Annotated in this window: 13 protein-coding genes; 4 read left to right on the top strand and 9 right to left on the bottom strand. The window is 70.8% G+C overall.

The genetic code is table 11. From position 1 onward, the window contains the following. Positions 1-93 precede the first annotated feature (93 nt). Positions 94-1,416, bottom strand: coding sequence for an MFS transporter (locus BM085_RS14550; protein WP_093887527.1), 1,323 nt, complete (start codon positions 1,414-1,416; stop codon positions 94-96). A gap of 203 nt (positions 1,417-1,619) precedes the next feature. Between BM085_RS14550 and def the strand changes: the two genes are divergently transcribed. Together def and BM085_RS14540 are read left to right on the top strand one after the other, a co-directional pair. Continuing rightward, complete coding sequence (gene def / locus BM085_RS14545) at positions 1,620-2,132, top strand: peptide deformylase (RefSeq protein ID WP_342742884.1); 513 nt, start codon at positions 1,620-1,622, stop codon at positions 2,130-2,132. A 341-nt stretch (positions 2,133-2,473) separates the two neighbouring features. Beyond that, complete coding sequence (locus tag BM085_RS14540) at positions 2,474-2,677, top strand: cold-shock protein (protein ID WP_012892399.1); 204 nt, start codon at positions 2,474-2,476, stop codon at positions 2,675-2,677. Between the two features lie 351 nt (positions 2,678-3,028). On the opposite strand, the gene mshC is transcribed toward BM085_RS14540, so the two are convergent. From mshC to BM085_RS14515, 5 genes are all read right to left on the bottom strand, one after another. Continuing rightward, positions 3,029-4,252 carry a cysteine--1-D-myo-inosityl 2-amino-2-deoxy-alpha-D-glucopyranoside ligase gene (gene mshC, locus BM085_RS14535; protein ID WP_093887525.1) on the bottom strand — a complete coding sequence of 408 codons (1,224 nt, stop codon included), beginning with the start codon at positions 4,250-4,252 and terminating at the stop codon, positions 3,029-3,031. A 90-nt stretch (positions 4,253-4,342) separates the two neighbouring features. Continuing rightward, positions 4,343-5,059, bottom strand: a complete 717-nt coding sequence (locus tag BM085_RS14530; protein WP_093887524.1) for an NRDE family protein — start codon at positions 5,057-5,059, stop codon at positions 4,343-4,345. A 33-nt stretch (positions 5,060-5,092) separates the two neighbouring features. Then, on the bottom strand, positions 5,093-5,854 hold the full coding sequence (locus tag BM085_RS14525; RefSeq protein WP_093887523.1) for an SCO1664 family protein: 762 nt from the start codon (positions 5,852-5,854) through the stop codon (positions 5,093-5,095). Next, on the bottom strand, positions 5,851-6,426 hold the full coding sequence (locus BM085_RS14520) for a DUF3090 domain-containing protein (protein WP_093887522.1): 576 nt from the start codon (positions 6,424-6,426) through the stop codon (positions 5,851-5,853). Before BM085_RS14520 ends, BM085_RS14525 begins: the two co-directional genes overlap by 4 nt. A 9-nt stretch (positions 6,427-6,435) precedes the next feature. Beyond that, a complete protein-coding gene (locus BM085_RS14515) occupies positions 6,436-7,143 on the bottom strand; it encodes a histidine phosphatase family protein (RefSeq protein WP_093887521.1) in 708 nt (235 codons plus the stop codon). 65 nt (positions 7,144-7,208) lie between these two features. On the opposite strand from BM085_RS14515, the gene BM085_RS14510 reads away from it, so the two are divergent. Together BM085_RS14510 and BM085_RS14505 are read left to right on the top strand one after the other, a co-directional pair. Continuing rightward, positions 7,209-8,153, top strand: a complete 945-nt coding sequence (locus BM085_RS14510) for an aldo/keto reductase (protein ID WP_086576813.1) — start codon at positions 7,209-7,211, stop codon at positions 8,151-8,153. 194 nt (positions 8,154-8,347) lie between these two features. Continuing rightward, the gene (locus BM085_RS14505) at positions 8,348-9,208 is read left to right on the top strand and encodes a hypothetical protein (RefSeq protein ID WP_143120919.1); all 861 of its coding nucleotides are present in this window, start codon (positions 8,348-8,350) and stop codon (positions 9,206-9,208) included. Between the two features lie 135 nt (positions 9,209-9,343). On the opposite strand, the gene BM085_RS14500 is transcribed toward BM085_RS14505, so the two are convergent. From BM085_RS14500 to BM085_RS14490, 3 genes are all read right to left on the bottom strand, one after another. Beyond that, entirely contained in the window at positions 9,344-10,183 is an 840-nt protein-coding gene (locus BM085_RS14500) for an SMI1/KNR4 family protein (protein ID WP_093887519.1), read from the bottom strand. A gap of 158 nt (positions 10,184-10,341) precedes the next feature. After that, positions 10,342-11,106 carry an enoyl-ACP reductase FabI gene (gene fabI / locus BM085_RS14495; RefSeq protein ID WP_031161609.1) on the bottom strand — a complete coding sequence of 255 codons (765 nt, stop codon included), beginning with the start codon at positions 11,104-11,106 and terminating at the stop codon, positions 10,342-10,344. Between the two features lie 118 nt (positions 11,107-11,224). Next, complete coding sequence (locus BM085_RS14490; protein WP_093887518.1) at positions 11,225-11,929, bottom strand: beta-ketoacyl-ACP reductase; 705 nt, start codon at positions 11,927-11,929, stop codon at positions 11,225-11,227. Between the last annotated feature and the right edge of the window lie 66 nt (positions 11,930-11,995).

The following is an 11,995-nucleotide window of genomic DNA, read 5'->3' as shown; positions in this document are numbered from 1 at the left end:
TTCAAGCGGTTTCACCGCTGGGTCCCCTCTGTTACCGATGTGCTACAAGCCACTAACGCCGTTCACATTCGCGGTGAGCCGGGTGTGAACCCCTCACACCCGGGCGGCCGCCAGACTCCGTACCGGGCCCGCCGTCCGCAGGTAGCAGGCCCAGGTCAGGAGCGCGCACATCGCGTAGAAACCGGCGAACGCGGCCAGCGCGGCGCCCGCTCCCCCGGTCGCGGCGATGGAGCTGCCGAATCCCCGGTTGATGAAGAAGCCGCCGAACGCGCCGATCGCGGAGATGATCCCGATCGCGGCGGAGGCGTCGCGCTTGCCGACGGTCAGGGCGGTGTCGTAGGCGGGCGTGCCGGGGGCGATCCCCTCGGTGGCCTTGGCCCGGAAGATCGCCGGGATCATCCGGTAGGTGGAGCCGTTGCCGATGCCGGTGGTGGCGACCAGGAGCATGTAGGCGCCGAAGAAGAGGGGGAAGCCGTGCTGGGTCACCCCCTGCCAGACCAGCGCCGCCGCACCCGCCATGGCGGCGAAGTTGACGAGCGTCACCCGGGCCCCGCCGAGCCGGTCCGACAGCCACCCTCCGACCGGGCGGATCAGCGAGCCGAGCAGCGGTCCGAGGAAGGCCAGGCCGACCAGGGACGCCTGCTCGGGGAACTGGCTCTTGATGAGCAGCGGGAACGCGGTGGAGTAGCCGATGAAGGAGCCGAAGGTGCCGATGTAGAGGACCGCCATGATCCAGGTCTGGGCCCGCCCGACGATCTTCAGCTGGTCCCTCGGGCCGGCCTTGGCGGAGGTCAGGTTGTCCATGAAGAAGTAGGCGCCGAGCGCGGCGGCCAGGATGAACGGGATCCAGAACAGCCCGGCGGCGGCCAGCCCGAAGGCGCCGATCACCAGCGGCATGACGAGCTGGACGGAGCTGACGCCGATGTTGCCGCCGGCCGCGTTGAGACCGAGCGCCGCCCCCTGCTTGGACTGGGGGTAGAAGTAGGTGATGTTGGCCATGCTTGAGGCGAAGTTGCCGCCGCCCAGCCCCGCGGTGGCCGCGATCAGCAGGAACACCCAGTACGGCGTGCCCGGGTCGCCGACCGCCACGGCCAGCAGCACGGCGGGCACGAGCAGCAGCAGCGCGCTGACGACCGTGAAGTTCCGGCCGCCGAACCTGGCAGGGGCGAAGGTGTAGGGGATGCGCAGCGCCGAGCCGACCAGGTTGGGCAGCGCGACCATCCAGAAGAGCTGGTCGGTGGAGAACTCGTAGGAGCCGAGCTGCACGGTCACGATGCTCCACACCGTCCAGAGCGTGAAGCCGAGATGCTCGGCGAAGACCGAGAAGATCAGGTTGCGCCGGGCGACCTTCCGTCCTCGCTTCTCCCAGAAGCCCTGGTCGTCGGGCCGCCACTCGCTGATCCAGCGCTTCGCCATCGTTCCTCCTAGTTTTCCAAAAGGGGGATTATTCGGAAGACCCTAGGAGGGGGGCGTTACGCACATTCACGCTCGGTGATGGTGCACGGGTTACGTGTGACTAACCTCTGAAATATGCAATGCACAGGCCGCACAGACGTAACGTCCTGGAAACACGATGATTCCGCCGGTCACGGTTGAGGCAATGCGACAATGGGAATCGTGTGCATGTCCGTTCGTCGCCTCGGGGAGTGCGCGTGGCCGTCCAGCCGATCCGACCGTTCGCAGATCCAGTGCTACGGACCGTAGCCGAACCCGTGACCACCTTCGATCGCGAGCTGCGCGGCCTGGTCAGATCCCTCCAGGCGACCATGCGCGCCGGCTCCGGCCGCGCGGGCCTCGCCGCCCCCCAGCTCGGCGTCCCGCTCCGGGTTCTCGCCTACGAGCTGGACGGCAGGGCGGGCCATCTGATCAATCCGCGCCTGGAGCCGTCCGAGCGGAAGATCGTGGCCGACGAGGCCTGCCTGTCCGCTCCGGGCCTGTGGTGGCCGCTGGAACGCTCCTACATGGTCACCGCCCGTGGCCGCGACATGTTCGGCAAGCCCGTCACCGTCCGCGCCCTGGGCATGCTCGCCCGGGTCCTCCAGCACGAGGCCGACCATCTCGACGGCATCCTCTTCATCGACCGCCTGCCGGCCGACGAGCGGGAACGCTTCCTCCAGACCGCCGCCACCTGACCCCTGCGGGGCCTCCGTGTCCCTCCACGACCGCGGCCGGAACGCCGGGCGCGATCGTGCCCTCGTCTCGCTCCGCGGTCCGCGGGATCCGGCACCGGATCCCGCTACGCGCCGACCCGCCGCGGAAACATTTGCCCGCGATGCTGCCACCCTGTAGACTTCGATGGTTGCAGTCGTAGTTCTCGACGGCGCTTGTCATCTCAAGCTCCACAGGAAGACCGCCGACAGCGGGCGTTACAGTTTCTCCGGATGGTTTCCGCGGATGCATGGTAGGGTCCGCAACGCAGCCCCGAACCTTCGACCTGATGGTTCGGTGAGGCTCCCAATGAGGAGAAGTAGTTTTGTCTGAGGGCACTGTTAAGTGGTTCAACGCCGAAAAGGGCTTCGGATTCATCGCGCCGGATGACGGCACCGCCGATGTCTTCGTGCACTACTCGGCTATCAACTCCGGTGGTTACCGCACCCTGGAGGAGAACCAGCGTGTCAGTTTCACCACCACGCAGGGCCAGAAGGGCCCGCAGGCCGACCAGGTTCAGGTCATCTGACCCGATCTAAAGGCTTCCTATCTGGGCCCGTACCGCTCCGGCGGTACGGGCCCAGATTTTTTTTACCGTCCTGACGGCCCGGGACTCCTGGCAGCGGGCCGGGCCAGACGGTGCGAGCCGGCTGCTCCAGGATCCGGAAGACAGGATGGCGAGGTGCGATCTGGCGGAACCGCTCCGGCGGCGCCGTCGGTTTGAGCCCGAGATGCGGTCTCGCACCGGGCGCGCCGGAGCCCGGGCGCCCTCGCCTTCAGGCGCTCCGCGGGGCGGGCGTCCGGCCGCCGCCGGCAGCCGCCCCGCCCCCGGGACCGCGCCCGCCGGCAGGGCGGCGGGCGGCAGGGCGGCTGCCGACGCTCAGAGCTCGACGCCGAGCAGCGCGTCCACGATGTCCCTGACGAGCGCGGGCGCCCCGGGGTCGGTGCCGCCACCGGCCAGGGCCCGGTCCGCCCAGGCGTCGACCACCGCGAGCGCGCCGGGGGCGTCCAGATCGTCGGTCATTCGGGTGCGGAGCTCCGCGAGCACGGTCTCCGCCTCGGGTCCGGCCGGCAGGCCGACGGCCGAGCGCCAGCGTGCCAGCCGTACCTCGGCGGAAGCCATCTGGTCGGCGGTCCACTCCCAGTCGCTGCGGTAGTGGTGCGCCAGCAGGGCCAGCCGGATGGCCATCGGGTCGGTCTCCTGGCGGAGCCGGGAGACGAAGACCAGGTTGCCCTTGGACTTGGACATCTTCTCGCCGTCGAGGGCGACCATGCCCGCGTGCACGTAGGCCTTCGCGAAGGGCCACTCCCCGCCGGCGACGTGGCCCTCGTGCGCGCCGCACTCGTGATGCGGGAAGATCAAGTCCGAACCGCCGCCCGCGACGTCGAACCCGCTGCCCAGGTTGGCCAGCGCGATCGCGGTGCACTCGATGTGCCAGCCGGGCCTGCCCTGGCCGAACGGCGAGGGCCAGGACGGCTCGCCGGGACGCTCGGCCCGCCAGAGCAGCCAGTCGAGCGGATGCTTCTTGCCGGCCCTGTCGGGGTCTCCGCCGCGCTGGCCGAACAGGTCGAGCATCCGCTCCTCGGAGTATCCGGAGACGGCGCCGAACTTGGGCGCCGCGGCGACGTCGAAGTAGACGTCCCCGTCGAGGTCGTAGGTGGCGCCCTTGTCGCGCAGGAGCTCGATCAGCTCGGCCACCTGGTCGATCACCTCGGTGACGCCGACGTATTCGCGCGGCGGGAGGATCCGCAGCGCCTCCATGTCGGTCCGGAACAGCTCGATCTCACGCTCGGCGAGCTCCCGCCAGTCCTGCCCGGTCTGCTCGGCGCGCTCCAGGAGGGGGTCGTCCACGTCGGTGGCGTTCTGGGTGAAGTGGACCTCGTGACCGGCGTCCCGCCAGAGCCGGTTGACCAGGTCGAAGGCGAGGTAGGTGTTGGCGTGGCCCAGATGGGTGGCGTCGTAGGGCGTGATGCCGCAGACGTACAGCCGCGCCGTAGGGCCGGGCTGGGTGGGGCCGACCTCTCCGGCGGCGGTGTCGAACAGCCGCAGCGGAGCACCAACACCAGGGAGCCGAGGGACCTTCGGCGCAGACCACGATCTCATGTATTGAGCCTATCCAGCAGACAGACCGCCCCGATCAGCCCGGGGCGGTGGTTACAGGGGCATTTGTCTCAACCGTCGGAACCCAGTTCATCATCCCGGGAGGACGCGGCGGAAGGCCGCCGGATCACGTGGATCACCGGTGAAGTCGTAGCGGACGCCGCCGGCGGCCAGGGCGAGCAGGGTCACCGACAGGGAGCCGAAGACCCGCCCGTCGGGCAGCTCGTGATGGATGATCATGGTGCGGGGATCCCCGGCGGGCAGGCCCGCCCCGGTGGCGAGCTCCCGCCATTCCCCCCAGGGGGCGTCGAGTGCCGGGGGCCGACCGGCCGTGGCGAAGAGGGGGCGGAAGAACGCGACGCGCTCGTTCTCGTCGCCCTGCTCCCAGCCACTGTTGACGATCATGTGGGTTCCCGGGGGAAGCTCGTCCTCGCTCAGCACGGCCCCGTTCCAGTGCCACAGCCGGGCCCCACCCGGATCCGCCAGAACCAGATGGAAAGGGTCATAGCAGGTCAGGTCCAGGTCCGGAAGGCCGCCTTCGGCCGCCGCCCGGAGCGGCAGCTCGCCCCGGGACCGGCGCGTCTCCTCCGGGGCGAGCACGCCCCGGCCGTTGAGCAGGGCCCCGGCCCGCCTGGCGGCGGGATCGACGGCCAGCCAGGTGCCGCCCGCCTGGAGATCACGCCCGCCGATCAGGCCCGGCCAGTGCTCGGCCGGGGGGACCCACGGCCGGCCGGCGAACTCATCGCGCACCCCGACGAGGATGAGGGGGATCTCGGCGCTCGGATCGATGCTGACGACAACCGTGCACATGCCCGGCAGGGTACGCCCCCGCCGGAGACGACCTCAGATCGGGGGCCAGGGGAGGGCGGGCCAGTCCTGCGACGGGAGGGGGTGCAGGCCGGTGTCGAGGAGCCTGCGGACCCGGGACCAGGTGGCCTCGACCTCGGCCAGGGTGAGGAGCTCGCGCAGACGGCGGCCCAGGCGGCCCTGCTCCAGATCGCGCTCGAGGCGGGCCAGAACGTTCATGGCCTCACGGGACAGGGGTTTGCCGCGCCACTGCCAGAGCACGGTGCGGAGCTTGTCCTCGGCGGAGAAGGAGACGCCGTGGTCCACCCCGTGGATGTGGCCGTCGATCAGCGGGAGCAGATGGCCGCCCTTGCGGTCGGCGTTGTTGACGACCGCGTCGAACACGGTCATTCGCCGCAGGGCGGGCTGGCGGCTGCGGATGAGCGCCATCAGGTCGACCTCCGGATCGGTGTCGATCCAGAGCTGGCACATTCCGGGGCCGAAGGGGCCGTCGCGGTAGACCGTCGGCGGGACGATCCGCCAGCCGGTCGCCGCCGAGACCTCGAAGGCGGCCACCTCACGGGCGGCCAGGGTGCCGTCGGGAAAGTCCCAGAGCGGACGCTCCCCGCGTACGGGCTTGTAGACGCAGGCCGCCGCGAGCCCGCCCAGCCGGACCGAACAGTAGAGCGTCATGTTGGTCGCCTCGACCAGCCGGCCGGCGACCTCCAACTGACCGTCGCGGAGCAGACGCAGAGCAGTCTCGTCGTCCAGCCCCGTCGCGGGCGCCGCGCTCAGCCTGGGCTCGCTTTCGGCACTCATTCGCCTCCTTCAACCGATGAAGCGCTACTACCCCGGTAACCATTGAGACGCACGCAGATATGCCCCTCGGCGTCGAGCGGCTGGCCGCACAGCGGGCAGGGCGGGCGTCCTGCCGCGACGAGGGCCATGGCGCGCTTGGTGAAGGCCCTGGCCGCGCCAGGGCTGATGTGCACGCGCAGCACCGCGGGCTCGGCGAGCGGGGGCGCTTCCGGCTCCTCGCCCTCCGCGACGATCTCCTGGGCCTCGATCACCACCTGCGCGGTGTCGGAATCCCAGGCCAGGGCCATCGTGCCGACCTTGAAGTCCTCGCTGATCGGCACGTCGAGCGGGCCGTTGTCGGCGAGAGCGGCCGGGGCGGTGGCGGGCACCTGCGCGGTCCCGCCGCTGCGCCGCAGCACCTCGTCGAGGAGCTCGTCCAGCCGATCGGCCAGCGCGGCGACCTGGAACTTCTCCAGGCCGACGGTGGTCAACCGGCCCTGCCCCCGGGCCTGCAGGAAGAAGGCTCGTGATCCCGGTTGCCCAACGGCACCGGCCACAAACCTCTCGGGTGGGTCGTAGTCGAAGACCGGCATAGCCCGACCTTACGTGGTCCCGGCTCCGCCGCCGACTGCGGCATCGCTCCCGGTGAGGTTTTCTCCCCCGTCTTCGTGCTCCGAACCCTCCGGAGGCCTCAGTCCGGCCACATCTCCCCCCAGATCGTTGAGCCTGAGCACGAAGGGGCGCAGAGGGGTGTAACGGATCGCGGTGAGCGAGGCGGGGTCGGCGGCTATCCGCTGGAACTGGTCCAGATGGAGCCCCATGGCGTCGGCCACGATGGCCTTGATCACGTCTCCGTGGCTGCAGACGAGATAGACCGCCTCCGGCCCCAGGCGCTCGTTCCACTCCCGGACGGCGCTCACCGCCCGGTGCTGGACGGCGGGCAGGGACTCTCCGCCGGGGAACGTCACGGCGCTCGGATGGGTCTGCACGACCTGCCAGAGCGGATCCTTGGCGAGCTCGCCCAGCGGGCGGCCCGTCCACTCGCCGTAACGGCACTCGCCGAACCGGTCGTCGGTCAGCACCTCCGCCACCCGCCCGTCCCGCCGGCCGGCGATCGCCTGGGCGGTCTCCTGGCAGCGCTCCAGCGGGCTGGAGACGATCGCGTCCAGCTCAAGCGACGCCAGCCGGGTGGCCAGCGCCTCGGCCTGCGCCTGTCCCGCCTCGCTGAGATGGACATCCGGGGTCCAGCCGGCCAGCACCGGACCGGTGAGATGGGTAAGGCCGTGTCTGGCCAGCAACAAGGTCGTCACGTGGCCAAGTCTTGCAGGCCTCACTCCACTACTTTTAACTGCCCGACCGGTAATCTGGCCGGATCATGGAGCAGCGCTATGTGGGCCGGAGCGGCTTGTCGGTATCCCGCCTCGGACTGGGGACGATGACATGGGGGCGTGACACCGGCGCCGAGGAGGCCGCGGCGCAGCTCCGCACGTTCGCCGAGGCCGGCGGCACTCTCATCGACACCGCCGACGTCTACACGGGCGGGGAGGCCGAGAGGCTGCTCGGCCGGCTGATCCGCGACGCGGTGCCGCGCTCGGAGCTGGTGCTGTCCACCAAGGCCGTGCTGACCCCCACCGGGCGCCGGCCTCGCGACGCCTCCAGAAAGCACCTGATCGCCGCCATCGACGCCTCGCTGACCCGCCTCGGGGTCAACGAGGTGGATCTGTGGCAGCTCCACGCCTTCGACCCCGCCGTCCCCCTGGAGGAGACCCTGGCCGCGGTGGATGCCATCGTGTCCTCGGGCCGGGCCGCCTACGCCGGGGTGTGCGACTACGCCGGCTGGCAGCTGGCGGCCGCCGCCGTCGGCCAGCGGACCGTTCCCGGCCGGGTGCCGATCGTCGCGGCCCAGGTCGAATACTCGCTGCTGGCCAGGGAGGCCGAGCGCGAGCTGGTCCCGGCCGCCGAGCACGTCGGCGCCGGGGTGCTCGCCTGGTCGCCGCTCGGCCGTGGGGTCCTCACCGGGAAGTACCGCACCGGCATCCCCGCCGACTCGCGGGCCGCGACCCCGCACTTCGCCGATTTCGTCAAGCCCTACCTGGACGAGAGGTGCCGCCGGGTCGTGGAGTCGGTGACGACCGCGGCCGAGGGGCTCGGCGTCTCGCCGCTGTCGGTGGCCCTGTCCTGGGTCCGCGACCAGCCCGGGGTGACCTCGGCGATCGTCGGTGCCCGCACCCACGCCCAGCTGGCCGGTGTGCTCCAGGCCGAGGATCTCACCCTGCCGATGGAGATCAGGGAGGCGCTCGACGACGTCTCCGCCGACTGAGGCCCGGAGAGGCGGGAGACGCCGGGAGATGACGGGAGGCCGGCAGAACGAGAATCCATCTCGCGTATCACTAGTCGATACCGAATCGCAACTTCACCTGGAAAACTCCGGCCCTCCTACAAAACTGTCAGTGAGTGGCGGGAGGGGCGCCCGGAGGTCAGCGAGGTCCGATCGTTGATGGGCAAGGGGGGCAATTGCGAACCACGATCTCTGCCGGTGTGCTGGCGCTGGCGCTGGGCGGCGGGATCCCCATGATCGCGGCCACGACCGCGAGCGCCGCCGCACAGGTGGACTGCGACAACGGCGGGCTGCTGGGTGGGATAACCGGCGGGCTCTGCAAGGCCGTGGGCACCGTCGGCGACGTCGTGGGCGGGCTCACGGGCCACGACGCCCCGCCTGCGGCCGAAGACGACTCCGGCGCCACCGGCTCCGGCGCCGCCGAGGGAGCGTCCGCGGACGACGCCGACTCCTCCCGGTCCGCCCCCGCACCGGACACCAAGGCCGCCACGGAGAAGCCCGCCGACGACGGCCTGCTACCCGAGGTCCTGGACGACGTCTGTCTCCCGCTGGTGGCCTCCCCCGAATGCGCGAGCCCGTCGGCGATCTCCGCCCCGGAGAAGACGGAGCAGCCGCCCGCGCGATCACATCCCCGCCCCTCACGGAGCGGCAGACCCGACTCCGCCGGGAAGAAGCCGGTGCCGCTGCCGACCGAGCCCCTCCGCCCGCCGCAGACCCGGACGCCCGTCACGGATGTCGGCGAGCCGGTGGCCCCTCCGCCGCCCCCCGTGATCGACGCCGAGGCGCCCCGGGTCGAGCTGCTGTGGCCCCGCCCCGGCATGGAGGAGCTCCAAAGGCGCATGCGGGATCTCCAGGGGCGGGCGACCGGTGCGGGGACCGTCACGCCCACCCGGTCGTCCGACACACTGGGCACCGTGCTCACCGCCAGCCTGCTGGTCGTGGCGATCCTCGCCGTCCGCCTGCTTTACGCCAAGCGGGGCACGGAGGAGTCGATGCCGTTCGAGCCGCTCCGGATGGGGCGGCAGCGGACGGCCTAGGTTCCGCGGCCCTCATCCGAGCCGGCGCGGCAGGCATGCGACGGTGACGGCCGAGCGGCGGGCGGAGTCCGGAGACCCCGCGAGGTCCACCCGCGCGCTCAGCGCTCAGCGGTCAACGGCCCGCGGAACAGAACCTCAGGTCCAGACAGGCTCTCCGAGGCGCGTCGCCGCCGACAACACCCGGCAGCCCATACGGCGGGCCGCGTCGAACAGCGTGACGCGAGCCCGCTCTCCGTCCTCAGGCGGGAAGGCGACCCGGATCTGGTGCCCGTAGACCGTCTCGTAGGTCAGCGACCAGCCGAGGTCTGTGGCGGCGAAGTGGTCCTGCCGCTCGCCGTCCTCGTCGCTGTAGCAGCCCCGGTCCGCCGTGGGCGCGAGCGCGTCGCGCAGGATCCGCAGCCGGTCGTGGTAGGGCAGTTCGCCCTCGGACAGCTTGACGTAGACGTGTTCACGCTCGCGAAACGGCTCGAACCACGGCGACGGCTCGACCTCGCCGGGCAATATCGGCGTGGCGATCCGCCCGCTCAACCAGCCGTACAGGAACTCCACCGCGCCGACGTCAGACGCGTCGTAGGCGACGCTGCGCGGATTCCAGACCACGACGCGCCAGCCGTCCGGTTCTCCCTCGGTCAGCCAGCAGAGCGAGTCACCGTTGTCGGTGCCGGCCCACTCCAGCAGGCCACCGGGCTCCGGGTAGAACGGGTAGGGACATTCGTCGGGATACTTCTCACGGAAGGACCGCTCTCTGTCCAGCAGTCGCTGAGCGCACTGGATGAGCAGATCATGAGCGCCGAACGGAGTCAGCGGCGTGATGAGATCGACGAACTGGCCGCGCCCGTACCGCTCGATGAGCGTCTTGAAATCAGCCGGCAGCTCAAGCCCGAGGGCGGCCTCGACCTCACGCCAGTCGCCCTGCGCGTCGACCGGTTCCGCGGGCGGCGGCACGAGTCGGATCAATCCGTCAATCGTCGTCACGGCTCGCGACTATAGCGAGCCGGCGCGCTCGAAAGCCCGCCGGCCGGGGACCGGCGGTCAATCGAGCGGCGGGCCGGCCCGGTGTCAGCCGGACACCCGCCGGTGCCGGCCGGGGGCCTGGTCCGCGGCGCGGGGAGGCCAGGCCCGCCGGGCAGAGGTCAGGCGCCGATCGCGTGCACGCCGCCGTCGACGTGCACGATCTCACCGGTCGTGGCCGGGAACCAGTCCGACATCAGGGCCAGGCAGGCCTTGGCCGCGGGCACGGTGTCGCCCAGGTCCCAGCCCAGCGGCGCCTTCTCCGGCCAGCTGTCCTCGAACTCCTTGAAGCCGGGGATGCTCTTGGCCGCCATCGTGCGCAGCGGCCCGGCCGCCACCAGGTTGACGCGGATCCCGTGTTTGGCGAGATCACGGGCCAGGTAGCGGGAGCACGACTCCAGGCCCGCCTTGGCCACGCCCATCCAGTCGTACACGGGCCAGGCCTTGGTCGCGTCGAAGTCGAGGCCGACGACCGCGCCGCCCTCCTTCATCAGGGGCAGGCAGGCGACCGCCAGCGACTTGAACGAGTAGGTCGAGATGTGCAGGGCGGTCGCCACGTCCTCCCACGGGGTGTTCAGGAAGTTTCCGCCGAGGCAGCTCTGCGGGGCGAAGCCGATGGAGTGCACCACGCCGTCGATCCCGTCCAGGTGCCGGCCGACGCGGTCGGCCAGCGAGTCGAGATGCTCGGTGTTCTGCACGTCCAGCTCGATCACCGGCGGCGGCTCGGGGAGCCGCTTGGCGATGCGCTCGACCAGGCTGAGGCGGCCGAAGCCGGTCAGCACGACCTGCGCGCCCTCCTGCTGGGCCAGCTTGGCGACGGAGAAGGCGATGGAGGCGTCGGTCAGGACGCCGGTGACCAGAATGCGCTTGCCTTCAAGGATTCCCATGGGTGCCGCCCCTCAACTGATGAATCGTTCGTGTGTTCCAACGGGCAGGACGTGTCCGTCGCCCATCCCTCCGGACGGAGGCGAGAAGCCACTCCCTCCGGGGAGTGGAGGAGTCACGTCAGTGCCCCATTCCCAGCCCGCCGTCCACGGGGATGACGGCCCCGGTGATGTAGGCGGCGTCCTCGCTCGCCAGGAACTTGACCACGCGCGCGATCTCGTCGGCGCTCGCGTAGCGGCCCAGCGGGATGTTCTTGCGGATCTGCTCCTGGTGGGCCTCATCCAGACCGGCGGTCATGTCGGTCTCCACGAAGCCCGGGGAGACCACGTTGACCGTGATGCCGCGCGAGCCGAGCTCGCGGGCCACCGACCGGGCGAAGCCGATCAGCCCGGCCTTGGAGGCGGCGTAGTTGCTCTGCCCCGCCGAGCCGAGCATGGCCACCACCGAGGAGACCAGCACGATCCGGCCGCGCTTGAGCCGCAGCATGCCGCGCGTGGCGCGCTTGGCGACCCGGTAGGCGCCGGTCAGGTTGGCGTCGATGACGTCGGTGAAGGTCTCCTCCTTCATCATCGGCAGCAGCGTGTCCCTGGTGATGCCCGCGTTGGCGACGAGCACCTCGACCGGGCCGTGCTCGGCCTCGACCTTCCCGAACGCCGCGTCGACATCGGCCGTGCTGGTCACATCGCACCGCACGCCGAAAAGGCCCTCGGGGGGCTCTCCGGAACGGTAGGTCACGGCGACGGCGTCACCGGCCTGGGCGAGCTGGCGGGCGATCGCGAGGCCGATGCCGCGGTTGCCGCCGGTTACGAGAACAGATCGAGCCATAGAGCTGACGCTATCGGCTACCGGGGGGTAAACCTCTTGTCCGTGAGGGACAAGATCACAGGGCTA

The sequence above is a fragment of the Streptosporangium canum genome (assembly GCF_900113865.1).
GTDB classification, from domain to species: domain Bacteria; phylum Actinomycetota; class Actinomycetes; order Streptosporangiales; family Streptosporangiaceae; genus Streptosporangium; species Streptosporangium canum.
The sequence above is the reverse complement of the archived record's forward strand: the minus strand, read 5'-3'. Positions and strand labels throughout refer to the sequence as shown.